We start from the raw sequence: 23,782 nt of genomic DNA on the forward strand, positions 1-23,782 counted from the left end.
CATAATATCGCTACATACACTAAAAATTAGGTTTTAATGCTAATATTTTAGTTGAAGTGTTGTGAGTAAAAATTTCATCTTCTTTACATATCGATTAACGACAGAAAACATAGAATAACTGTTGTTTTATCGATAAAATGCACCATTAATGTAACAATCAGTTTATCAATTAGTTGTGTTGTAAATATCTAAAGCTGGTAAAGCTTTTAGTTGAAAATCAAAGAGGCATTGATTCTCCCAAGATGTACCTTGCGTAGATGTACTTTCGTTACCGTTAAAAGCTACCCAATCTGGTGCCCAATAACAAAATCCGATACCATGATTGTTAGGTATGTTTTTAATCGTTTGTATTAACCATTCAAAATAAGATTTCTGACCTTGTGGTGTTGGTGGAAATTCTACTAAAGTCTGATCTAAACTCCCAATATAATTTGTTTGATTATCGTTCCATAGTAAAGTAAATGGATAAGCAACTTCAACCATTAAAATATCCTTATTAAAAGTATTTGCAAGTTCATTGAGTTTTGATGTGACAAGGTCTAAATCTTTTATTTGAAATTGTGGATAATAGGACAAACCAATAATATCAAAATCTAAATTAAACGCTTGTAATTCATTAAAGAAAAAGATGGCATTTTCTACACTAGAATGGTGCAGCATTATACGTACTTTATTTTCAGTATCAACTTCTTTTAATGCTCTTATGGCTTCCGACACGAGTGCAGCATAATTTTCCCAATTATCATTAAATTGATTCCAAACTCTGCCATAATCCCATAAAAAACCACTATCTGTTTCATTGCCAATTTGAATAATTTCTGGTAGTGTGTTTTGTCCTTTTAATTGCTGAATAACATTTTTAGTGTAGATGTAGATTGCAACTTTAACTTGTTCAAAGGTCATGTTTTGCCAAGCAGCAGGTGGAGTTTGAGTGCCGGGATCGGCCCAATAGTCGCTATAGTGAAAGTTTAAGAGGAAATCCATGTTTTTGGCTTTAATACGTTGGGCATAAGCCTTTACATCTTCAATACCATTTTCACCATCTTGTGGTGTATGCCAAAGTTTCAACCTTACAAGGTTTGTACCTTTAGATTGAACAAAGTCTAAAAATTCAACAGAATTGCCATTCTCATCTTTGTAGTCAATATTGTAATCTTCTAATTCACTTTGAAATGACAAATCCATGCCTTTGTAAAAAGTGGTAGTCTCATTATTTTCTGATGAGTCATCACTTTTTGTGCAAGCAACAAAAGAGAATACCGTAAGGAATAATACAAACCTTTTCATAACATCGGTTTTAGCTAAAAAATCTTTTTATCAAATTTAATGAATTTTGTTCTTAACCTCATTGTTGTTTTCTCTTTAATAAAGTGATTAAAACTTCTATCTTTGCAGGCGTTTTAAAGCATAATAGAAAGCCAAATGAAACTTCAAAGCACATTAGAATTACATGTAAAGGAAGCTGTTAGTACTTTATTTAAAGCTGAATTAGAATCTGTAGAATTTCAAGCAACACGCAAAGAGTTTGCTGGAGATATTACAGTTGTTGTGTTTCCATTGTTGCGAGTAGTCAAAGGAAATCCTGCCGTTATAGGTGAACAAATTGGACAATATCTTCAGGACAATGTAGCGTTGGTAAAAGGATTTAATGTTGTTAAAGGCTTTTTAAATATTGAGATTGATGATTCTTATTATGTAGATTTCTTCAATAGTATTAAAGACAACGAATCATACGGTTTTGCAAATGTAAAAGGTGATAAAGCAGTTATGGTGGAGTATTCTTCTCCTAACACAAACAAGCCATTGCATTTAGGACACGTAAGAAATGTGTTGTTAGGTTATAGTGTTTCAGAAATTTTAAAGGCCTCAGGAAAAAAAGTTTATAAGACTCAGATTATAAACGATAGAGGTATTCATATTTGTAAAAGTATGTTGGCTTGGCAACGTTTCGGAAACGGAGAAACACCAGAATCCACTGGATTAAAAGGTGATAAGCTTGTTGGTAATTATTATGTTGAGTTTGACAGAGCTTACAAAACTGAAATTTCAAAATTAGTAGATCAAGGCCAAACTGAGGATGATGCCAAAAAGAACGCGCCAATATTATTAGAAGCCCAAAAAATGCTAAGAAAATGGGAAGCTGGTGATGATGAGGTTGTGTCGCTTTGGAAAACTATGAACCAATGGGTTTACGATGGTTTTGAAGAGACATACAAATCTATTGGTGTAGATTTTGATGCTTATTATTACGAAAGTGATACGTATCTTTTAGGTAAAGAATTTATTGCTGAAGGTTTAAAAACAGGTGTCTTTTTTAAAAAAGAAGATGGTTCGGTTTGGTGTGACCTCACAGAAGATGGATTGGACGAAAAAATCGTGCTTAGAAGTGATGGTACTGCTGTGTATATGACACAAGATATTGGTACTGCAATACAACGTCTTAAAGACTATCCAGACGTTGGCGGTATGGTTTATACGGTTGGTAACGAACAAGATTATCACTTTAAAGTATTATTTTTAATCTTAAAGAAACTCGGATTTGATTGGGCGGAGAATCTATATCATTTAAGTTATGGAATGGTAGACTTGCCAAGTGGAAAAATGAAGAGTAGAGAAGGAACTGTTGTTGATGCAGATGACCTTATCCGAGAAATGGCAGATACTGCTGAAGAAATTTCTAAAGAGTTAGGAAAACTTGATGGTTACAATGAAGAAGAGAAAAAAGCGCTTTATAAAACCATTGGTCTAGGTGCTTTAAAATATTTTATCTTAAAAGTTGACCCTAAAAAACGTATTCTTTTTGATCCAAAAGAGTCTATAGATTTTCAAGGAAATACTGGGCCATTCATTCAGTACACATATGCTAGAATTCAGTCTATACTCAGAAAATCCGAAAACAATAACAATGTCACACTGAGCGCAGTCGAAGTGTCTCTTCATGATAAAGAGAGAGAATTATTAAAGCAGTTAGAGTTATTCCCAGAAGTAATTCAAAATGCGGCCTCACAACATAGTCCAGCATTAATTGCTAATTATACGTACGACTTAGTAAAAGATTTTAATTCGTTCTATCAAAATGTATCCATTTTAGGGGCTGACTCTGATTCAGAAAAAACCTTTAGGGTACAGTTGTCTAAAAGTGTTGGTCAAACCATTAAAAATGCATTTAGTGTTTTAGGAATTAATGTGCCTGAACGTATGTAGTATAAACCTTTCACAGGTTTCTTTTAACGTTTTGTTTCGTGATGAAATCATGACTTTTGCGTATTTTAGTGGACGGTAAAGTCAAATAAAAAGCAATGAAAAATATTAAGTCATTTGCCAGTACATTCATGCTCATTTTACTGGCTAGTTTTGTGTTAAACGCACAAAATAATTTCTCGGAGTTTAGTGGTAAAGTTATAGATGGGAAAACAAAAAAAGCCTTAGATGCCGCAAGTTTGAGCGTCAATGCAACTAATATTAGTACAATTACTAATTCTGAAGGTGAGTTTTTGTTAAAGGTTCCTAATCAGTATTTAGATTCAAAAGTAGTTGTCAATCTATTAGGTTATAATACCTATGTTGTTCCGGTTTCTGAATTAACTAAAGAGGGTAATATTTTAAAACTGTATGAGTCTGTAACAGAACTTAGCGAGGTGAGCTTGTCCGCATATAAAAACGCAGAGTCGTTAATCAATAAAGTTTTCAATGAAAAAAATAAACATGAACCTGGCGCTTCTGTTTATATGACGGCATTCTATAGAGAAACAATAAAGCGTCGTAATAGAAATGTTTCTTTAACTGAAGCAGTAGTTAATATATTGAAACAATCTAATACATCTCAAGTTAGAGATATTATTCAGTTAGGTAAAGCCAGAAAGCGAACGGACTACAAAAGGCTAGATACAGTTTCCGTGAAACTACAAGGTGGGCCTTTTTCGGCTATATTTTTAGATGTAATGAAATATCCTGAATATATATTTACTAAAGAGACCATACCAAGTTATAAGTTCTCGTTTAGTCAACCTACAACTATCAATAACAAAAAGGTTTATGTTGTAAATTTTGTACCTAAAAATCAAGCTTTAAATTATAGCTACATTGGTAAGTTATATATAGACTCTGAATCATTGGCGTTAGTAAGTGCTAATTATAATTTAGACTTAAGCAATAAGGCAAGAAGTAAAAATTTATTGGTTAAAAGAAAACCAAGTAGCATAGAGGTACATCCTTTACAAGCTAGTTACAAGGTGAATTACAAGGAAAAAGATGGTAGATGGTATTACAGTTACTCCAACCTCTTTTTAAAATTTAAGGTTAATAAGAAGCGAGAACTGTTCAATAAAGTATATTCGTTAAATAGTGAAATGGCGGTAACTGACTGGGAAGTTAATACTGAAGGTAAAAAGATAAGAGGACGAGATAGACTGAGTCCATCAGTAATAATAACGGATGCTATTTCCGGTTTTTCAGATCCTAATTTCTGGGGTGAATATAATCTTATTGAACCAGATAAATCTATAGAGTCCGCTATTCAGAAAATTCAAAGAAACTTTAAAAAACAACAGCAGAAAGAAGATAAGTCTGAAAACGGAAATCCTTAACTGTTAAATTTTCCTTCAAATTTTAGAGCTTGCTCAATATGCGCACAATGATGGTTGCTATGCCATGCATAAACACCAATTGTTGCGGCTATAGAAAATCGTTTGTTATGTTCTGGATGAATAAACTCTCGTTGTAGTTCGTCTTCATTCAGATTTTTTAAAATGATTCCTAGTTTTTTATGTATGCCTTTCAAAATAGAGATAGCATCTTCAATAGAATGATTGTAGTCTTCTAATTTGGCAAATCTATCTTCAAAATAAGGTCTTATGGTTGGTGATTCTTCTGTGAGTGCAAGTTTGAATCTAATAATACTATTCATATGGCTGTCAGCACAATGATGAATAACTTGTTTTATAGTCCAACCATCAGGTCTGTATTTGTAATTCAGTTCATCCTCACTCAGATTTTTTGATAGCTCTTGTATGCGTTGAGGTAGGCTCTCAATGGATTGAATCCAATCTTGTAAATGTACTTTAGTAATACTTTCAGGTGTGTTAAATTCACCTACAGGAAACCTTAATCTGTATAATTCTTTTTCTGTCATCCTTATAAATTATTAATGTTTTCTCAATTAGAATTTTACTCTAAAACTCAAATTTGGGGTAAAATCAAGTGCTTTATTATCAATTTCGTTAATAATTCCGTTATCTAAGGTATAATATCTGTTTATGATATTATTTTGGTCAAAGAGATTCCAAATAGAAGCGCCAGCTTCTGCTTTAATTTTATTTGAAATTTTAAAACTGTAAATCGCTGAGATGTCAGTCCTAAGGTAATCATTGAGCCTTGCATTGTTAGGTCTGTCATAAGCTATAATGTTAATGTTCTGTTGATTTTCTGAAGGTGACGTGTATGGTCTTCCGGAATGCCAATTAACAGCTAAACCGACCTTTAGGTTTTTATGATTATAATTTAAAGAAAGATTGGCGACATGAGTTAAGTCTACCACATTAGGAAACTTAGAACTGCTATTTAGATTTTCAAATATGTAATCGTTGTTACTCAGTGTATAACTAAACCAAGTGCTTAAATTATTGAAGCGTTTGTTAATTAGAAAATCTATTCCGGTAATTGTAAATGAACCAATATCATTTGAAAATTGAAATTGATTTTGAAAACCTTGACTTCGGGCTGAGATATTTTCAACATTTTTGTAATAACCTTCTAATGAAATTAATAAGTCATTTTTGTTATAACTCAAGCCTAAAGATATTTGTTGGCTTTTTATTAATGGCAAATCTTCACCATTAGACAATCGCCAACGTCGTTTTTCTATACCTAAAAAATCTTGTTGTAAATCTATGATTTGTGAAATGGTTTGGCTCTTTAATTCGCCCAATATTTCTAGTCTAAAGGCGTCTGTTAGTTTTTGATTAAATGCAAAACGAGGTTCGAGTACTAATTCTTTTAGCTTTTCAAAATAACTAATTCTTGCACCCAATCTTAAATAGGTGTTTCTAGATTCCGAAAAGTGCTCAGTTTCACCAAAAATGGCATGTGTCCGTACAATTTCTTTAGTTAGACTTGTAAAGTCCGGGTTTAATACATTTTCTAAATTGGTAACCCCAACTTCATTAAATTGGTAGCCGCTTCTAACGGTTGTATTGTCATTAGTTCTTTTTGAGATATCAAATCTGAGTCCGTAATCTTCGACTTTATTCTCTTGCTGTAATGATTGAGCATTACTGATGTCATTATTTTGTGCGTCTAAATCGTAATTAGAATAATAAGCTTCTACCGATCCGAACATGTTGTTTTTAAACGCCTTCGAGTATTTAATACTCGCACCATAACTGACTTGATTAAGCCTGCTTCTTGTTTCTTGAAAATTATTACTAGAATTTGTAAAGGTTTGATTATAGTTTAGGTTATTGTATATGTTTAATAGATTCACTCTTAAGTTTGATGAGTTATCTATATCGTACAGAAACTTTAAATTAAAGTCATAGAACAGAAATCTCTCGTTAAGTGCGAACAGCCTATTGTTGTTATTGGCAGCGTTTAATTGTGAATCGCTAAAAATACGCTCAAAATAGGAGTCGTAGGTTGCGGACGCAAAAAGATCTGTAAATGATCGCCGAGCGGATAATTGAACTTCAGTTTTTTTACTTAAAGGAATTCTTGCAAACCCGTCAACATTCAATAGATTAGTGCCTATTCCGCCATTGAGGTTATTGCTAAGGTCATTGGTATTGTTAATTTCAAATGTGCTCGAAACACCATTACCATAAATAGCACTTGTACCGTTTTTTGAAATTTTAATATCATCTGTCAAGTAAGGATTAAAGGCCGAAATTAATCCGAAGAAATGGCCAGATTGGTACATTCTTATGCCTTCATATAAAATGAGGTTCTGATCGTTAGTGCCTCCTCTAACATTAATATTTGAAATGCGCTCATCAACACTCAAAATTCCTGGTAAATTTTGAATGATTTGCAAAACATCAGGTTCTATTAATCCAGGTAAAATATCGAATGCTTTAGTTTTAACACTTACGGCACCTGTATTGGTTTTAAAAATACCTTTAGTTAGGAAGTTGGTTACAACAACTTCTTCTAGATATTGAATATTTTCAGTGTTGAGTTTTATAGCGATAAACCTATCATTGAGTCTTACAAAGTTTAGTTTGGTGATAAGTGTAATGTAATCTAGAGCTTCATTTAAAGAAAGATTGTCATCTAATTCATCAATTTTTAAATGCTTCAAGATTTTTGGTTCATAAGAAAACTTAACCTCGAATTTATTTTCAAGATGAGATAAAATATCTTCAACAGGAGTTTTGTCTTCGCTTTGGCAAATTGCAGTAAGCGAAGTCATTAAAAGAAAAATTAAAATGATTAAACGCAGTAATTTTTTATTCACTCCTTAGCACTATTGTGTTATCAGTCTTAGTGTAAGTTAAATTTAGTGGTATTGTTATAGACTGCAATGCAAGTTTTAAGTTTTTATGTGTAAAACTTCCTGTGAATGATCTAGAAACATCTATATTTTTAGCAGAAATGGTAATGTCATACTGATTTTGTAATTCTCTAAACACATGTTTAAGAGCAATATTTTTGAAATTGCTTTCACCGCGCATCCAATCAGGATGCACGGATTGTTCTTTTTCATTTGCAATTAATTTCCCATCTACATATTGAAATGTATCACCTGGTTTTAATATGGCTTCTATAGCATTGGACACAACTTTTACAGATCCTTCAAAGCATATCACTTCAAAGTAGTCTTCTCTGTGCTTTACGTTAAATTGAGTGCCTAACACGCTAATAACTCCTTGTTTAGTGATAACATCAAATTTTTGACCTTTTTCAACTCTAAAAAATGCCTCACCATCTAGATGAACAATTCTATCATCATCCCAGGAACTTCTATTAAAACTAATCTTTGAATTAGAGTTGAGTTCAATCACCGAGTAATCTGGAAGTACGACTTCAGTTTGTTGTGCAATTAAAGTATTGACTTCAGAATCTAATGTTGTGGTGTAGTAATACACGCAAAAACATATAGCTAAAACTGCAGCGACTCTAACTAATGGCTTTAACCAGCTTGTCGATTTTTGAGTATTTAATTTGCTCTTTAATTTGTTGTAATTATTCTCAACAGAGAACTCCGGAGCTTTAAAAGACTTAAGAGTACCATCCATTTGGATTAAATCTCTATAATCCTCTAACTGCTCAAAAGCCTTCAGCTCTTCAGTATTTAGGTTATTGTCTAACCATTTTTTTATGAGTTCTTCTCTATTCATATTCGACTATAAAACAGTTAAGTTTATAAAACTCCTACCTTAGTTTAAAAAATTACAGTTCTTTAATGTCTTTTCTTAGTTTTTTTAATGCACCATAAATACGTTTTTCTACAGCTTTAACAGATATATCTAAAAGTTCTGCAATTTCTTTAAAACGTTTACCTTCAACACGATTCATTAAAAATGCGACACGTTGAGCTTCAGTTAGATTTGCTAGCGCATTTTGCAGTTTTTGATGGTATTCTTTTTCTTCAATTACAAATTCGGGTGTCTCGGTTGTAACTGATTGTTGAGGTGTTTTTTCATATTTCAATACGACTTTACGATGTGCAACAGCATTAAGCATGAGGTTATTTGCGGTCGTAAATAAGAAGCTTTTAGCTTTGTTGGGTGTGACCTTTTTACAATTTTGCCAAAGTTTTATGAAAGCTTCTTGTACTTTGTCTTCAGGGTTAAGTTCTGATCCATACTTATAATACAAGAAATCATGCAGATTTTTTGAATGCTTTTTGTAGAAACGCTCAAATAAAGTCTGTTGGCAAATATTATCTTGTAGGGATTTATTCATAATTTTATGACCTCGAAATTATAAATAAATTTTTTAAAAAATAGGGTAGGAAAAACACAGTATATCTTGTTGTATAACTAAATGCCCTAAAACTTTTTAAGTTATGAGAATTAAATTCAATGAATATCTAGTTGTATTCTTACTGATGTTTATCTCCTTTCAATCTTGTCAAGATGAGGAAATAGCAGTTGACAATCCAGATGAACAGGAAGTACTTTCAGGTGATTCTGAATTAGCCAATTTAATTAGTGCTATGAGTGCTAATAACGGATCTTATGATGATTTTTTAGATGGTGCGGATTGTTTTTCAATAGAACTTCCTATTACTGTTATCATTGACAATACTACTATCGTTGTTGAAAATGAAGATGACATAGAAGATTTAGAGGATATTTTTGATGATTATGAAGAAGACGATGATTTCTTCGATTTTGTTTTCCCTATAACAATCATTTTTAGTGATTATACTCAAGTGGTTATTCAGAATGAAGACCAACTTGAAGGTTTTATTGAAGATTGTGGTGATGACGATGACGATGATGATGATAATGATGATTTTGAAGATGATGAAATTATAGAATGTGTTGACTTTGTATATCCAATAACGTTCTCAATTTTTAATATCGATTTTTTAATTGCTGAAACCGTAACGGTTGAAAATGATGAAGATTTGTATGACTTCATTGAAGATTTAGAGGATGACGAAAATGCAATTATTGCTGGGATTAATTACCCAATAAGTCTTATCTACGTAAATGGCGAAACTGTTGAGGTCAATTCTAATGAAGAATTAGAGGATGCGTTTGAAGTTGCTGAAGAATTATGTGAAGAAGATGACGATGATGACGATGATGACGATGAAGATTGTGATATTGATGCAGAAGAGCTTGAAGAAGAACTTCAAGAATGTATAAGTGAGGTTAAGATATTAGATGCAGACTACGAAGAAATTGGTGAGTTAACAGCTGAGTTTAATGAAGAGACTGTTTTTGTAAATGGTATACCTGCAGTAACTGATGAAGGAGATTGGTCCGTTGTAGAAACCGATGATGAAGATTTACAATTAATTATAGAAGGTTTACAAACACATACTGCGCTCAATGGCATTTGGGAGTTTGTGTCATGTGAAGATGACTATCTATGGTTTACTGATGGTAACAACTTCATTAAACTTCAATGCCAAGATGACGATGACGATGATGACGACTATGATTGTGATTTAAGTGCTGAAGAAATCTCAAATGAGTTGATAGCTTGTGATTTCCATGAAATTGACATGGAAAATCATAATGAGGAAGAGGTTAATCAGTTCTATGTGAATTTTAATGATGGAAATGAAATTGCTGTTACAGGTGATATTACTATCACAGAAGTAGGAACTTGGAGCGTTGTTGAAATTGAGGAGGACATTAAGTTAATGATAGATGGATTGCAATCTTTTGCTCAGTTAAACGGTACTTGGACACTTGTAGAGTGCGATGATGAATTAAAGTTTGCAAATAATGATTACTCCATCTATTTAGAATGTGAAGAAGAGGATGATGATGAAGATTATTTTGAATGTTTTGAAGACGCCGAAGAACTTGAGGCGTGCGATGAAGCCGATGGAGTTGTAGACGGTTTCGCAACCTTTGATTTAAATTTAATTTTTGAAGATTGCGCTACTGATGAAGTGGAATATAGTTTTTATTTGACACTACAAGATGCTGAAGCAGAAGTTGCGCCTCTGCCAAGTCCATTTACTAATACGTCAAATCCTCAAGTTATTTATTCAAGAGTAGCATTAGCAGGTAACCCTTCAGTATACGAAATATTTGAACACGAGCTTGTTGTAGAGCAGTGTGATGAGGCAGGTTGTTCGGAAGTTGATATTGATAATATTTTACACGAGTGTGCGTGGACCATAGATAGTTATAATGGTAGTGATAATTTAGATGATTTCTACATGCTGTTTCAAAATGGACAGGATTTATTAATTGAAGGTCAAGGGTTAAATATTGACGCAAATTGGTCTACATCAGAGATAGCTGATGGAGTGGTAATTACCTTTAGTAGTGTTTCAGGACCAAATATTCAAGCTATAAATGGCGATTGGCTGGTTGTAGAATGTGATGAAGAAGAATTATATCTTCAGGCTTTAAACTCTAACGACACTTTGATTTTAGAGCGAGATTGTGATTAATTCATGAACTTTCAACTACAATGTTTAAGTTTTTTTAAGTTGACAAAAAGGATTGCCTGCCATAGCAATCCTTTTTATTTTAAAGGACTTCAGACTTCATAAATACATATCAAATTACTAAATTTGCAACTTCCAAAAAAGACAACTAATTATGTTTAATAATTTAAGTGAGAAGTTAGATAAAGCGTTACACGTTCTTAAAGGTCACGGTAGTATAACCGAGGTCAATGTTGCTGAAACATTAAAGGAAGTTAGAAGAGCGCTTTTAGATGCCGATGTTAACTTCAAAATTGCTAAAGAGTTTACCAATAGGGTTAAAGAGAAGGCGCTTGGTCAAAATGTATTAACGACATTACAACCAGGGCAATTAATGGTAAAGATCGTTAAAGACGAACTTACAGAATTAATGGGTGGTGACGCAGAAGGTGTTAACCTTTCTGGAAATCCAAGTGTTATCTTAATGTCTGGTCTTCAGGGATCTGGTAAAACAACCTTTTCAGGTAAGCTTGCAAATTATTTAAAACGTAAAAAGACTAAAAAGCCATTATTGGTTGCCTGTGATGTTTACAGACCTGCGGCGATTGATCAGTTGCATGTTGTTGGTGGACAAATAGATGTAGATGTTTATAGCGATAAAGGTAATAATGATCCTGTAGCTATTGCTGAAGCAGGTATTGCTCATGCAAAAGCAAACGGACATAATGTAGTTATAATAGATACCGCTGGTCGTTTAGCAGTTGATGAGGCTATGATGACCGAAATCTCAAATATTCATAGTGCAATTAACCCTCAAGAAACCTTATTTGTTGTAGATTCTATGACAGGTCAAGATGCTGTAAATACAGCTAAGGCTTTTAATGATGTACTTAATTTTGATGGTGTTATACTTACTAAGTTAGATGGTGATACTAGAGGTGGAGCCGCAATATCTATTAAATCTGTTGTAAATAAACCAATTAAGTTTATTGGTACTGGTGAGAAGATGGAAGCGATTGATGTGTTCTATCCTTCACGTATGGCAGATCGTATTTTGGGAATGGGAGATGTTGTGTCTCTTGTTGAAAGAGCCCAGGAGCAGTTTGATGAGCAAGAAGCGAGAAAACTTCAAAAGAAAATTGCTAAAAATCAGTTTGGTTTTGATGATTTCTTAAAGCAGATTCAGCAGATTAAGAAAATGGGTAACATGAAAGATTTAATCGGAATGATACCTGGGGCTGGAAAAATGATGAAAGATGTTGATATCGATGATGATGCATTTAAAGGTATTGAAGCTATTATACATTCAATGACTCCTGCGGAACGTTCAAACCCTGCAATTATTAATGCAAGTCGTAAGAAAAGAATTGGTAAAGGTTCCGGAACTTCTGTGCAAGAAGTGAATCAATTATTGAAGCAATTCAACCAGATGAGCAAAATGATGAAGATGATGCAAAGTGGCGGCGGAAAGCGTATGATGCAAATGATGAAAAATATGCCACGTTAGTTACTGCTTACTGAATACTACTAATTACTGAATACTATTAAAATGACAATACTAGACGGAAAAAAGACCAGCAAGGATATAAAGAACGAGATCAAAGTTGAAGTTGATAAAATGAAAGCTAATGGTGAAAAAGTACCTCACCTTGCAGCAGTTATTGTTGGTAATGATGGCGCGAGTTTAACATATGTAGGAAGTAAAGTAAGAGCGTGTGAACGTGTAGGTTTTGAATCTACAATGGTGCGTTTACCAAATACAACAAGCGAAATAGAATTATTAGATACTATTGATGAATTAAATAACAATGATGATATCGATGGTTTTATTATTCAGTTGCCATTACCACCGCAAATCAACACTCAAAAAGTCTTATTAGCCGTAGATCCAGATAAAGATGTAGATGGATTCCATCCTACAAACTTTGGGAAAATGGCTTTAGATATGTCAACATTTATCCCTGCAACTCCATTTGGTATTTTAGAGTTGTTAGACCGTTATGGTGTTGAAACAAAAGGCAAGCACACTGTGGTAATAGGACGTTCTCATATTGTAGGTCGCCCAATGAGTATTTTAATGGGTCGTAAGGGTTTTCCTGGGAATTCAACGGTAACGTTAACGCATAGTCACACAAAGAATATTACACAAATTACATCTCAGGCAGATATCATTATCACGGCGCTAGGAGTACCAGGTTTCTTAAAAGCAGAAATGGTAAAAGATGATGCTGTCATTATAGATGTTGGTATTACTCGAGTACCAAATGATTCTGAAAAAGGGTATTATATCACAGGTGATGTTGACTTTGAAAACGTAAGTAAAAAGTCAAGTTTTATTACACCAGTACCTGGTGGCGTAGGACCAATGACTATTGCAATGCTATTGAAGAATACATTAATAGCAAGAGAACGTCATAGAAAGTCATAAGTTACTTAGCAAACAACTGACTCATGTCTTTAAATGCTTTAAATTCTAAGGCATTACCAGAAGGATCTTTAAAAAACATCGTGGCTTGTTCACCGACTTGTCCTTCGAATCTGATGTAAGGCTCGATTATGAATGTTATGCCTTTAGATTGAAGTAATTCTGCAAACTCTTGAAATTCATTCCATGGTAAGACAACTCCGAAATGGGGTACTGGAACATCTTTACCATCAACTAAGTTTGTATGCGTATTTTCTTCGTTTTTTGGTTTGTAGTGAATGACTAACTGGTGGCCAAAAAAATTATAATCAACCCAATGATCACTGCTTCGGCCTTCTTCAAAATTTAAAATGTTCGTATAAAAGTCTCTGCAATCTTTAAGGTTGTGAACAGGAATAGCTAAATGAAAAGGTGAAATTGTGCTCATTGTCTTCTGTTTTTTCTTGGATGACTTCTATTGGTTTGATGTGTTTTTTTTGAATGACTTATAAGTTCACTAAGTGCTTTAAATTCCTCTTTTGTTAATTCCCGATATTTACCAATTGGCATATCGAGTTTTATGTTCATTATTCTAACACGCTTTAGCGTTTGTACCTCATAGTTGAGGTAAGTGCACATTCTTCTGATTTGGCGATTTAAACCTTGTGTAAGTACAATATTAAAAGTGAATTTATCAACTTTCTTAACTTTACATTTTTTGGTGCGTTGCCCTAATTCTTCTATATAAATGCCGCCAGCCATTCGTTCAACAAACGTCTGAGAAATAGGTTTGTCAACTGTAACCACATATTCTTTTTCGTGATTATTACTTGCTCTTAAAATCTTGTTGACAATATCACCATCGTCGGTTAACAATATTAAACCTTCACTAGGTTTATCTAAACGTCCTATCGGGAAAATACGTTTTGGGTAATTGATGTAATCAATAATATTGTCTTTTTCAACTCGTGTATCAGTAGTGCACACAATACCAACAGGTTTATTGAAAGCTAAATACACAAAGTCTTTTTTGCGTTCACCTATAATTTCACCATCAACCTTAACAACGTCATCAGGTGCAACCTTTGTTCCCATTTCTGGAATAGCATCATTAATCGTAACACGGCCAGCGTCAATTAAACGGTCAGCCTCGCGACGAGAGCAATAACCAGCTTCGCTTAAGAATTTATTTAGTCGAGTTAGGTTTTCTGACATTTTAACTATTTAAAAATTCAATAATTTTAGGTGTTAGAGATACATCTTTAAGACCATGTCCAAATCCTGTAGTTGTTATTAATTCAGAATTAGAATAACGATTAGCAAATAGTAAAGCATCTTCATAAGGGATGATTTTATCCTTTTTATCATGAATGATTAATCCCTTAGCTTCAATTGATTTCGTAAAATTAGCAGCAGAGAAATAGTCAACAGGTTTGCCAAAACGCTCTAAAACAATATTGTCTAAACCGTTAGAAATTTTCCGGTTATAACCCATCATAGATTTATATCGGGAAAATACACCAGTAAAATGTGCAGGCGCACCTAAAAGTACTAATCTATTTACTGAAGGTATATCGTGATTATGCAAGCAAAATACACTTGCCATGCCACCAACGGAATGTCCAATAAAAGCTTTAGGTTGATATGCTTTTGCAACAATGTTTATGGCTTCAGAATATAAGAGTGCATTAAATTGTTTACCACTAGATTGACCATGAGCAGGCGCATCAAGCGCAAAAATATTATAATCTTGAGATTTTAGGTCTTCTAAGATGTAGCTCCAGCGAGACGCATTGCTTTCCCAACCATGAGCGAGTAGAATGGTTTTTCCGTTGCCTTTCCAATGATACACAGAAATATCAAGTCCATCTAAATTGAGTTCTTTATAACTAGCTTCACGAACAATTTCTTTTTGCTTGTCAGTGTACCGACCTTTTCTTGGCGAAGCAAATAAGTTTAATGCTTTTTTTGCTGCGTATTTTGAAGAAATTAAGCTTGTTGCGTTTAACGTCTTTCCGACAGATTTTATTACAAAACTACTCATGGTTATTCGTTTTCTCTGTTTACGCTATCTATTGAAAATGCTGGTAAACATATAGCTAGATATTCACAAGGTTCATCAAATGGATTTGAGTATTGAAGTCTTGTGTTTTTTTCAACTATAATAGATTGTCCAGCTTCTAAAATTATAGTGTCTTCATTAATGATAAATTGCTTTTTACCTTTAATGATAAAAGTATATTCATCAAATTCTGGAGTTTGAAAAGGCTCTGACCAACCCGCTGGTGCAACCATATGTGCAATACTAATCTCAGAATTACCATCACTAGCTAATCCAAAGTGCTCTTTAATTACTTTACCATCGTCTGTTGGTACTACAAATGGTGAATTCTGTATTTTATACCTTTTTACTGACATATGAGATACTATTTACTTATGACTAGTTACTTAACTCTAAGGTTTACCAATGAATGATAAAATACTTGATTTTAGCTTTACCCGGAATTTGAATAGGATCAATTTTAGTATCCATGTCAAATCTTAAACCACTCGGAAGCTCTTTTTTATCAATGGTAAATGAAGTATTAATTTCATCTACTGAGACTACAACTGAGTTGATTAAATTATCAATACTAGAAATTTTATAAGCTTCTTTGATGTCTTTAAATGTGCTTAAATTAGAAATTTGCTTTTCGGTATGATAACGATCATCAAAAATTCTAATACTTGTTATCACTGAGGTAGAATCTAAAGCTTCTCTAGGTGTTAGGTTAAGTAATTTTTTTCCGCCTTTTTCAAAGATTTCAACAGAGTTTACGCTCCCAGCAAATTCATCGCCAGCAATTAGTTTTACAACAGAGTCATTTATAAAAATGGTTTCTAAATCTTTTACCATAGTAGAATCTGTAAGTAAACCAATATTCTGTTTTTGAATTAAAAATGGATCTACTTTATCACTAGAACAACTAGTCATGAGAATTGCGCATATAAGCACTTTTAAAAGTGTTTTCTTCATAGTTTATAGTTTATAGTTTGAGGTTTTTAATTTTTATTTCAGCATTTTAGACAATATACCTAATACACTTCGTATCACGGTTGGACTTGATAAGACTTTAACAATAGGGTTTTGTCTCGAGCTTCTTCTTCGAGATGCAGACGATTTTCTTTTACGCTCTTCGCGTTCAATGGCTTCTTTTTCTTCCTTAGCTTTCTGTTTCGCCTCTTCAGCCTCAGCTTTTTTAATCTTCTCGTTAAGTAATTCGTAAGCACTTTCTCTGTCAACTTCTTTGTTGTACTTCCTCGCTAACTGAGATTGGGCTAATAAATTGCTGAGTTCAGATTCTGTTAATATATCCATTCTACTCATTGGTGCACGCATCATAGTTGCAGCCAATGGTGTAGGTTTTCCTTTCTCATTTAATGCAGATACTAAGGCTTCACCTATACCAAGCGATGTTAAAACTTCGGTAGTGTCATAGTAATCTGTATCAGGATAATTTTGAGCAGTCAGTTTAATCGCTTTTCTGTCTTTTGCAGTAAAAGCTCTAAGCGCATGTTGCACTTTAAGACCTAATTGACCTAAAACTTCTTCTGGAACATCAGTAGGATTTTGAGTTACAAAATATAAACCAACTCCTTTACTACGAATAAGTTTAACAATACTTTCAATCTGATTAAGTAACGCATCAGAAGCTTCATTAAAAATTAAATGTGCTTCATCAATAAACATAACTAATTCTGGTCTACCGCTGTCACCTTGTTCTGGAAATGTAGAATATATTTCAGCCAATAAACTCAACATAAATGTAGAGAATATTTTTGGCTTGTCTTGGATGTCAGTCAATCGAATAATATTGATATAACCGCGACCATTTTCATCTATGCGCAATAAATCTTGAGTATCAAAAGAGGTTTCACCAAAGAATAAATCTCCACCTTGCTGCTCAATTTCAATAATCTTTCTTAAAATAGCACCTGTAGAGGCTGTTGAAATTCTACCATAAATTTCTGCAAACTCTTTTTTTCCTTCACCAGTAGCATATTGTAGAATTTTCTTGAAGTCTTTAAGGTCTAAAAGTGGAAGTTTATTGTCATCACAATATTTAAAGATTACAGAAATAATACCAGCTTGTGTTTCAGTAACACCAAGAATTCTAGAGATTAAGACTGGACCAAATTCACTGATTGTAGCTCTAAGTCTAACACCATCTTGTTCAGAAAGTGTCATAATTTCAACCGGAAAAGCTTTAGCATCAAAAGGTAATCCTATTTTTTCGTGACGCTCATCAATTTTTGGATGACCAGGACTAGCTTTTGCCAAACCACTCAAATCACCTTTTATATCCATTAATAATACAGGAACACCTTTTTCTGAAAGATTCTCAGCTAAAACTTGAAGTGTTTTTGTTTTTCCGGTACCAGTAGCTCCAGCAATTAAACCGTGTCGGTTCATCGTCTTCAGAGGCACGTTAACGAAAGCATTTGTCATGGTTTCGCCATCTAACATTGCAGAACCTAAGGTAATATAATCACCTTTAAATGTGTTTCCTTCTTCAATGTGGCTTAAAAAAGAATCTTGTCTTTCCATGTGGTATATTTTCCGTAAAAATACTGCAATTTTAGTCAAGATTAAAACTCAAATTATTACGTAATAGTTCTAACTTCTTACTTATGAGTTTAAGTCTTATCTTTGCGGTCTTATGACGAGACGCGAACAACAAGAGTTAGTAGATAAAGGTTTGTTATTACCTTTAATGGAAGAGTTTTATACCATTCAAGGAGAAGGTTATCACAAAGGTACTGCAGCCTATTTTGTGAGGATTGGCGGTTGTGATGTGGGTTGTCATTGGTGCGATGTTAAAGAAAGTTGGTTAGCAGAATTGCATCCGCCAACAGAAACATCTCAGATTGTAGAGAACGCAGTAAAGTATAGTAATACCATTGTTGTTACTGGCGGTGAACCATTAACTTGGGATATGGGGCCTTTAACCAAACAATTAAAGTCAAAAGGCGTTCAAACACATATTGAAACGTCTGGAGCTTATAAATTAACGGGTACTTGGGATTGGATCTGTCTATCGCCTAAAAAGATGAAATTACCCACAGATGAGATTTATGCAAAGGCACACGAGTTGAAATGTATCATTTACAATAAAGATGATTTTAGATTTGCAGAAGAACAAGCTGCTAAAGTTAATGATAATTGTATTTTGTATTTACAACCAGAATGGAGTAAGCGCGAAAAAATGATGCCTCAAATTGTAGATTATGTAATGAACAATCCTAAATGGAAAGTGTCTCTACAAACACATAAGTACTTAAATATTCCTTAATATTTATTCAAACAATTAATCTGATTGGTCATTAATCCAATGAATTAGTTCTTTTTTGTCAATAGCATCCCAGGTAGATTGTGCATTTTTATTTTCAGCCGGATTATCTTTGGGTTGCATAACAATTAAGTCTGTGTTGTCATTTCCTGCAAGTTGTAATTCAGATAAAAAACCGACGATATCTGTCGCGTTATTTTCATATAGCGTTCTATGATGCTTTTTAAGTCTGTATTTTATTGCAGGTTCTATGTAGGCTCTTATTGCATACGCTTTATATACTTCAATATTCCTATTTTCCTCATCAAAATAACTGTAAGGAGAAAAGCTATGATAAGCTTCAGGGTTTGTTATCGGCGTGCCTTGTAAATAGGTTTCAAGCATATAATTTATAAACTTTGGTTCCCAAAAGTCCACTTTACTAATTTTTAGGTCGCGTCTGTTTTGGTGCCATTTTCTGGTCCAATCCATTGTAAAATTACAAACTACAATACCCTTTATATTAAGTTGAAAGTCGTCTTCAGTTTCTTTAATGTGCTTTATATATCTCATTGCTCTATGACCAGTAAGACTAGCACCTAAAAAGAAAATATTTTTATTTGGCAAGTTATGTTTTAAAAACACATTCTCTATGAGTTGATGAGCCGTCAAAATGGAGGTTTCAGAAAAGTAAAAATCAAAAGGGATATCAGTTGATACTGATAAAACAGCAAAATCCTTTTTTAATGCTTTTTTATAAATCTTTTTTGCACTATCATTTCTTTTGTCAAAGCCAGAATCCTCTAGAAAAATTAAAACTCCTTTAACGTAACTGTCATCTGGGAGCATTAAAGTATACCCACTTTGAATGTATGGTAATACATCGTTTTTGTCGGTGCCAATTCTAAAGTTTTCTTTTTTTGCAGAATTATAGTGTGCTATCAGTTTTTGCGAATAAGACAGTGTAACGTTAAATACTAAAGCTAAAGCAGTTAACACTGTAACGCATGGTGAAATTGATGTTTTCATGCCGTAAATTTATCCTTTAGTAATATGTGAATTTACATTAAAATGTTCAATGATGAGATATGTTCTAAATAATTGAATAAAGACGGTTTCATGTTTCCTTTTACAATTTAGAATCAAAACTATATATTCAATCTATTTTAAGTTTCAATATTTCATTAAATATTTAGTATATGTTTAAAAATATAATTAAAACAATATTTAATGTTTTAAATATGAAACTTTGGTTCCATATTTGCCTCAGAATTAGAACTATTATTAAAAAGAAAATATTATGTGCGGAATTGTATGTGCGTTTGATTTAAAACAAAAAAGTGAAGACTTAAGACCTCAAATATTAGAAATGTCTAGAAAGATAAGACATAGAGGTCCAGATTGGAGTGGTATATATTCAGATGACAAAGTTGTAATGGCTCATGAGCGTTTAGCAATTGTAGATCCAGCTTCGGGTAAGCAACCTTTATTTTCAGAAGATAAAAAATTAGTCTTAGCTGCTAACGGCGAAATCTATAACCATAGAGAGATTAGAGAAAATTATAAAGATGGTTATGCGTTTCAAACACAAAGTGATTGCGAAGTTATTTTGGCTTTGTATAAGGAAAAAGGTGTGGACTTTGTAGATGACCTAAACGGAATCTTTGGTTTTGCAATTTATGATGTCGAAAAAGATGAATATTTCATTTCTCGCGATCATATGGGAATTATTCCTTTATATATAGGTTGGGATCAACATGGGACATTTTATGTGGCTTCAGAATTAAAAGCATTAGAAGGCTATTGTACAAAAATTGAATTATTTCCTCCAGGACATTATCTATCAAGTAAAGATGGAGAGTTTGTAAAATGGTATAAACGAGATTGGGAAGATTACGATGCTGTAAAAGATAACGAAACAAGCATTTTAGAATTACAGCAAGCTTTAGAAGATGCTGTACACAGACAACTAATGAGTGATGTACCTTATGGCGTTTTATTATCTGGTGGATTAGATTCTTCAGTAACTTCTGCTATCGCAAAAAAATATTCGCAAATGCGTGTAGAAGCTAACGATAAAGAACAAGCTTGGTGGCCGCAATTACACAGTTTTTCTGTTGGTTTAGAAGGTTCGCCAGATTTAGCTGCCGCACAAAAAGTAGCAGATCATATTGGTACAGTACATCACGAAATTAAGTTTACCATTCAAGAAGGATTAGATGCTATTAAAGATGTAATCTACCAGTTAGAAACTTATGATATTACAACAGTAAGAGCAAGTACACCAATGTATCTTATGGCTAGAGTTATAAAGTCTATGGGAATTAAGATGGTACTTTCTGGTGAAGGCGCAGACGAATTATTTGGTGGTTATTTATATTTCCATAAAGCACCAAACGATAAAGAATTTCATGAAGAAACAGTGCGTAAGTTGAGCAAACTACATATGTACGATTGTCTTAGAGCTAACAAGAGTTTAGCTGCTTGGGGAATTGAAGGTCGTGTACCATTTTTAGATAAAGAATTTATGGATGTGGCGATGCGCATTAACCCAAAAGATAAAATGATTACTCCAGAACGTATGGAAAAATGGGTAGTTCGTAAAGCCTTTGAAGACTACTTGCCAGAAAGCGTAGCTTGGAGACAAAAAGAACAATTTAGTGATGGTGTTGGATATTCTTGGATAGATACTTTAAAAGAAGTTGTTGAAAAAGAAGTAACGGATGAACAAATGGCAAATGCACATTTCCGTTTCCCAATACAAACACCACAAAACAAAGAAGAATATTATTATAGAACCATTTTCGAAGGACATTTCCCTAGTGATGCAGCTGCATTAAGTGTACCGCAAGAACCAAGTGTGGCATGTAGTACTAAAATCGCTTTAGAATGGGATGAAGCATTTAAAAACATGAACGATCCATCAGGTCGTGCAGTTGCCAAAGTGCATGAAGATGCCTATTAATGAGACTCAATCTCTGCGAGACGCAGTCGAAGTAGATATTGTAAGTCGAATTAATACCGCTGCATAGCGTCATCTTAAAACTTACTATTTTTAATAAATAGATTTTAATTCTGAAAAAAAGGTTAGCGTTATGCTAACCTTTTTTGTTTTCAGAAATTTAAGAAGTAAATCAATATCTTTGGCTTAAAGTATTTCTAAACCCTTGTAAAGCCTGCAAGTGACAGATAGGTGACATTTAAGTGGCGTGAAGAAAACCAAGATTACGCTTTAGATTTGTGCCAACAAAAATGGTGAAATATGAAACAACAAACACTTAAAGAAAATTTAGTTTACCATAGAAAGCTAAAAGGGTACACGCAAGATGAACTTTCAGAAAAAACAACTGTTGGTGTTCGTACGATTCAGCGTATAGAAAAGGGTGAAGTTAATCCGCATTTGCAAACCGTAAAATTATTGGCTGAAGGTTTAGATATTGAAGTAGAAGATTTAATTGTACTAGATAATCCAAAAGAAGAAAAGGTTTCTCGGAATTGGATGCTTTGGATTCATGGCGCACCTTTCTTTGGATTCATTATACCATTTGCTAATGTTTTAATTCCATTATTTGTCTGGACGAGTAAATCAGATGATAGTTCTATCTATGAAGAACATAGCAGAAAGGTTTTTAACTTTCATTGTACGCTAAATCTCATGATTGTGGTGTCATTGCTTTTGTTTTTTGTCATTCCTGGTTATAATTATTTCCTAACAGGTGCAATTTTTCTATTTGGTATTGTACTTACAATAAAAAATGTAATGTCTGCCATAAGTGCTCATACTTGTCATTATCCATTGTCTATTGCTTTTTTAAAGTCTAAGTAGGCTTATTACTCAATTATTTCAACTTTAATATATAGCTAATGCAACATTAGCTAAGCTAAATACTGTCTATTATGAAATCAGTTTTTACCAAATACCCTAATACATCTAAGTATATTCTTGCTGTAGTGTTATTCTTTTTAGCTCTATTTGTTAGCGGATTTATAGATACTCCTTTTTTAAAACGTTACTTTCCTTACGTTTCAATTATTTTATTGATTACTGTCACATGGATTTTATTTAAAACTGATAATGAGTCCTTAAATGTGTTAGGTTTTAATTTGTCTATTCGCAATCTACTTTTTCTGCCATTAGGCATTATTATAGGTGCTGTGGCATTTTTATTAGTGAAGTATTTGAGAGCTTTATATACAGGTGAAGTCTTTGAATTAACAACTTCTGAAATCAATTATAATGCATTGCTTTATGGGTTATACACACTTTTACCAACTGTAGCTATAGAAGAGTTTCTATTTAGAGGTTACCTTTTTAAGAAAACAATTGAGGTGTCAAATGTGGTAATTGCCAATGTTGTTTTCGGAATAATATTTATGTTAGTTCATATTCTAGATAGAACTATTCTTCAAAACATACCTATGATTGTTTTTTTAGGAATAACTATTCCAATTGGTCATTTGTTATTTGCAACAGCACTACTAAAATCGAAAACAATCTATTTTCCGATAGGATTACATTTAGGAAATAATTGGGCTACCATTCATTTAATATCAAACCTTAATGATGGTTCTAGTATTTTTTTCATTCCAGAAAGTGTGAGGTTTGAAACTTGGTCTTCGTTCATTACTTTAATTATAATTTGGAATACTTTTTATGTGTTAATCATACTTTTAATCGGGAAATGGGATAAAGTTTCAACTTTTCTTGGTCTAAATCAGCTTATCAATATGAAAAAGTAAAGTCTTCAACCCAAAATAAGACGATTTAAGCCGTTTTGGTTAAAAATCATTTAGGCTGGAATAGTTTTTATAGTCAAAATTTAAAATTTAACTGTTTTTAGCTTGTTTAAGCGATTTTAATAATTAAATAAAATTGTTGATAATTATGTGATAATTTGCTTAAAACGCTTTAAAATGCGTTTTAATAATCGTATCTTTGAATAGTCGAAAAAGGGTTGCTATAAAGCACCTTTTTTTTATGAAATACTAAAATTATCAATATTTATTTAG

General features: G+C 33.0%; 21 protein-coding genes. 9 read left to right on the forward strand and 12 right to left on the reverse strand.

The features are described 5' to 3' along the window. Positions 1-165: 165 nt before the first annotated feature. Positions 166-1,287, reverse strand: a complete 1,122-nt coding sequence (locus HRU50_RS00660) for a glycosyl hydrolase 53 family protein (protein ID WP_296347055.1) — start codon at positions 1,285-1,287, stop codon at positions 166-168. 135 nt (positions 1,288-1,422) lie between these two features. Between HRU50_RS00660 and argS the strand changes: the two genes are divergently transcribed. Next, positions 1,423-3,204: an arginine--tRNA ligase gene (gene argS, locus HRU50_RS00665; protein ID WP_296347057.1), complete on the forward strand. Its 1,782-nt coding sequence runs from the start codon at positions 1,423-1,425 to the stop codon at positions 3,202-3,204. A gap of 95 nt (positions 3,205-3,299) precedes the next feature. Further along, positions 3,300-4,586 (forward strand): carboxypeptidase-like regulatory domain-containing protein, encoded by a 1,287-nt coding sequence (locus tag HRU50_RS00670; protein WP_296347059.1) that lies wholly within the window; start codon positions 3,300-3,302, stop codon positions 4,584-4,586. Here HRU50_RS00670 and HRU50_RS00675 read toward each other — a convergent pair. From HRU50_RS00675 to HRU50_RS00690, 4 genes are read right to left on the reverse strand one after another with little or no spacing between them, the layout of a single operon-like run. Further along, positions 4,583-5,131, reverse strand: coding sequence for a YfiT family bacillithiol transferase (locus tag HRU50_RS00675; protein WP_296347061.1), 549 nt, complete (start codon positions 5,129-5,131; stop codon positions 4,583-4,585). The two genes, HRU50_RS00670 and HRU50_RS00675, sit on opposite strands and share 4 nt — an antisense overlap. Positions 5,132-5,158: 27 nt before the next feature. Next, positions 5,159-7,405 (reverse strand): TonB-dependent receptor plug domain-containing protein, encoded by a 2,247-nt coding sequence (locus HRU50_RS00680; RefSeq protein WP_296347063.1) that lies wholly within the window; start codon positions 7,403-7,405, stop codon positions 5,159-5,161. A 37-nt stretch (positions 7,406-7,442) separates the two neighbouring features. Next, the gene (locus HRU50_RS00685; RefSeq protein WP_296347064.1) at positions 7,443-8,333 is read right to left on the reverse strand and encodes a FecR family protein; all 891 of its coding nucleotides are present in this window, start codon (positions 8,331-8,333) and stop codon (positions 7,443-7,445) included. 52 nt (positions 8,334-8,385) lie between these two features. Then, entirely contained in the window at positions 8,386-8,901 is a 516-nt protein-coding gene (locus HRU50_RS00690; protein WP_296347067.1) for a sigma-70 family RNA polymerase sigma factor, read from the reverse strand. 103 nt (positions 8,902-9,004) lie between these two features. Here HRU50_RS00690 and HRU50_RS00695 point away from each other — a divergent pair, with 103 nt between their 5' ends. The 3 genes from HRU50_RS00695 (at position 9,005) to HRU50_RS00705 (ending at position 13,487) form a co-directional block, all read left to right on the forward strand. Then, positions 9,005-11,083: a hypothetical protein gene (locus tag HRU50_RS00695; RefSeq protein ID WP_296347069.1), complete on the forward strand. Its 2,079-nt coding sequence runs from the start codon at positions 9,005-9,007 to the stop codon at positions 11,081-11,083. A gap of 151 nt (positions 11,084-11,234) precedes the next feature. Then, on the forward strand, positions 11,235-12,566 hold the full coding sequence (gene ffh / locus HRU50_RS00700) for a signal recognition particle protein (protein WP_296347071.1): 1,332 nt from the start codon (positions 11,235-11,237) through the stop codon (positions 12,564-12,566). Positions 12,567-12,608: 42 nt separating this feature from the next. Next, on the forward strand, positions 12,609-13,487 hold the full coding sequence (locus HRU50_RS00705; RefSeq protein WP_296347073.1) for a bifunctional 5,10-methylenetetrahydrofolate dehydrogenase/5,10-methenyltetrahydrofolate cyclohydrolase: 879 nt from the start codon (positions 12,609-12,611) through the stop codon (positions 13,485-13,487). Position 13,488: 1 nt separating this feature from the next. On the opposite strand, the gene HRU50_RS00710 is transcribed toward HRU50_RS00705, so the two are convergent. The 6 genes from HRU50_RS00710 to HRU50_RS00735 are packed head-to-tail and all read right to left on the reverse strand — an operon-like array spanning position 13,489 to position 18,051. Further along, positions 13,489-13,911: a VOC family protein gene (locus tag HRU50_RS00710; protein WP_296347075.1), complete on the reverse strand. Its 423-nt coding sequence runs from the start codon at positions 13,909-13,911 to the stop codon at positions 13,489-13,491. Continuing rightward, positions 13,908-14,678, reverse strand: a complete 771-nt coding sequence (gene rluF / locus HRU50_RS00715) for a 23S rRNA pseudouridine(2604) synthase RluF (protein WP_296347078.1) — start codon at positions 14,676-14,678, stop codon at positions 13,908-13,910. The genes HRU50_RS00710 and rluF overlap by 4 nt, the downstream gene beginning before the upstream one ends. 1 nt (position 14,679) lies before the next feature. Continuing rightward, positions 14,680-15,507, reverse strand: coding sequence for an alpha/beta hydrolase (locus HRU50_RS00720; protein ID WP_296347080.1), 828 nt, complete (start codon positions 15,505-15,507; stop codon positions 14,680-14,682). A 2-nt stretch (positions 15,508-15,509) separates the two neighbouring features. Continuing rightward, on the reverse strand, positions 15,510-15,881 hold the full coding sequence (locus tag HRU50_RS00725) for a cupin domain-containing protein (RefSeq protein WP_296347082.1): 372 nt from the start codon (positions 15,879-15,881) through the stop codon (positions 15,510-15,512). A 43-nt stretch (positions 15,882-15,924) separates the two neighbouring features. Beyond that, positions 15,925-16,479 (reverse strand): hypothetical protein, encoded by a 555-nt coding sequence (locus tag HRU50_RS00730; protein ID WP_296347084.1) that lies wholly within the window; start codon positions 16,477-16,479, stop codon positions 15,925-15,927. A 33-nt stretch (positions 16,480-16,512) separates the two neighbouring features. Continuing rightward, positions 16,513-18,051 carry a helicase HerA-like domain-containing protein gene (locus tag HRU50_RS00735; protein WP_296347085.1) on the reverse strand — a complete coding sequence of 513 codons (1,539 nt, stop codon included), beginning with the start codon at positions 18,049-18,051 and terminating at the stop codon, positions 16,513-16,515. Positions 18,052-18,163: 112 nt separating this feature from the next. On the opposite strand from HRU50_RS00735, the gene HRU50_RS00740 reads away from it, so the two are divergent. Further along, positions 18,164-18,796 (forward strand): 7-carboxy-7-deazaguanine synthase QueE, encoded by a 633-nt coding sequence (locus HRU50_RS00740; protein WP_296347087.1) that lies wholly within the window; start codon positions 18,164-18,166, stop codon positions 18,794-18,796. Positions 18,797-18,811: 15 nt separating this feature from the next. Here the strand turns inward: HRU50_RS00740 and HRU50_RS00745 are convergent, their stop codons facing one another. Continuing rightward, complete coding sequence (locus tag HRU50_RS00745) at positions 18,812-19,801, reverse strand: hypothetical protein (RefSeq protein ID WP_296347089.1); 990 nt, start codon at positions 19,799-19,801, stop codon at positions 18,812-18,814. A 271-nt stretch (positions 19,802-20,072) separates the two neighbouring features. Here HRU50_RS00745 and asnB point away from each other — a divergent pair, with 271 nt between their 5' ends. The 3 genes from asnB (at position 20,073) to HRU50_RS00760 (ending at position 23,512) form a co-directional block, all read left to right on the forward strand. After that, entirely contained in the window at positions 20,073-21,737 is a 1,665-nt protein-coding gene (asnB, locus tag HRU50_RS00750) for an asparagine synthase B (RefSeq protein WP_296347091.1), read from the forward strand. Between the two features lie 297 nt (positions 21,738-22,034). Beyond that, complete coding sequence (locus tag HRU50_RS00755) at positions 22,035-22,598, forward strand: helix-turn-helix domain-containing protein (protein WP_296347093.1); 564 nt, start codon at positions 22,035-22,037, stop codon at positions 22,596-22,598. 71 nt (positions 22,599-22,669) lie between these two features. Further along, on the forward strand, positions 22,670-23,512 hold the full coding sequence (locus HRU50_RS00760; protein ID WP_296347095.1) for a type II CAAX endopeptidase family protein: 843 nt from the start codon (positions 22,670-22,672) through the stop codon (positions 23,510-23,512). Positions 23,513-23,782: the final 270 nt, after the last annotated feature.

The sequence above is a fragment of the Winogradskyella sp. genome (assembly GCF_013213835.1).
Lineage (GTDB): Bacteria > Bacteroidota > Bacteroidia > Flavobacteriales > Flavobacteriaceae > Winogradskyella.

Bases quoted from the DNA above. Each gene is read 5' to 3' on its own strand.
- rluF (WP_296347078.1), bottom strand. From the start codon at position 14,678: ATGTCAGAAAACCTAACTCGACTAAATAAATTCTTAAGCGAAGCTGGT.
- HRU50_RS00680 (WP_296347063.1), bottom strand. From the start codon at position 7,405: ATGACTTCGCTTACTGCAATTTGCCAAAGCGAAGACAAAACTCCTGTT.
- HRU50_RS00660 (WP_296347055.1), bottom strand. From the start codon at position 1,287: ATGAAAAGGTTTGTATTATTCCTTACGGTATTCTCTTTTGTTGCTTGC.
- HRU50_RS00675 (WP_296347061.1), bottom strand. From the start codon at position 5,131: ATGACAGAAAAAGAATTATACAGATTAAGGTTTCCTGTAGGTGAATTT.
- HRU50_RS00745 (WP_296347089.1), bottom strand. From the start codon at position 19,801: ATGAAAACATCAATTTCACCATGCGTTACAGTGTTAACTGCTTTAGCT.
- HRU50_RS00695 (WP_296347069.1), top strand. From the start codon at position 9,005: ATGAGAATTAAATTCAATGAATATCTAGTTGTATTCTTACTGATGTTT.
- HRU50_RS00740 (WP_296347087.1), top strand. From the start codon at position 18,164: ATGACGAGACGCGAACAACAAGAGTTAGTAGATAAAGGTTTGTTATTA.
- HRU50_RS00725 (WP_296347082.1), bottom strand. From the start codon at position 15,881: ATGTCAGTAAAAAGGTATAAAATACAGAATTCACCATTTGTAGTACCA.
- argS (WP_296347057.1), top strand. From the start codon at position 1,423: ATGAAACTTCAAAGCACATTAGAATTACATGTAAAGGAAGCTGTTAGT.
- HRU50_RS00690 (WP_296347067.1), bottom strand. From the start codon at position 8,901: ATGAATAAATCCCTACAAGATAATATTTGCCAACAGACTTTATTTGAG.
- HRU50_RS00685 (WP_296347064.1), bottom strand. From the start codon at position 8,333: ATGAATAGAGAAGAACTCATAAAAAAATGGTTAGACAATAACCTAAAT.
- HRU50_RS00760 (WP_296347095.1), top strand. From the start codon at position 22,670: ATGAAATCAGTTTTTACCAAATACCCTAATACATCTAAGTATATTCTT.
- HRU50_RS00755 (WP_296347093.1), top strand. From the start codon at position 22,035: ATGAAACAACAAACACTTAAAGAAAATTTAGTTTACCATAGAAAGCTA.
- ffh (WP_296347071.1), top strand. From the start codon at position 11,235: ATGTTTAATAATTTAAGTGAGAAGTTAGATAAAGCGTTACACGTTCTT.
- HRU50_RS00730 (WP_296347084.1), bottom strand. From the start codon at position 16,479: ATGAAGAAAACACTTTTAAAAGTGCTTATATGCGCAATTCTCATGACT.
- HRU50_RS00705 (WP_296347073.1), top strand. From the start codon at position 12,609: ATGACAATACTAGACGGAAAAAAGACCAGCAAGGATATAAAGAACGAG.
- HRU50_RS00735 (WP_296347085.1), bottom strand. From the start codon at position 18,051: ATGGAAAGACAAGATTCTTTTTTAAGCCACATTGAAGAAGGAAACACA.
- HRU50_RS00720 (WP_296347080.1), bottom strand. From the start codon at position 15,507: ATGAGTAGTTTTGTAATAAAATCTGTCGGAAAGACGTTAAACGCAACA.
- HRU50_RS00670 (WP_296347059.1), top strand. From the start codon at position 3,300: ATGAAAAATATTAAGTCATTTGCCAGTACATTCATGCTCATTTTACTG.
- asnB (WP_296347091.1), top strand. From the start codon at position 20,073: ATGTGCGGAATTGTATGTGCGTTTGATTTAAAACAAAAAAGTGAAGAC.
- HRU50_RS00710 (WP_296347075.1), bottom strand. From the start codon at position 13,911: ATGAGCACAATTTCACCTTTTCATTTAGCTATTCCTGTTCACAACCTT.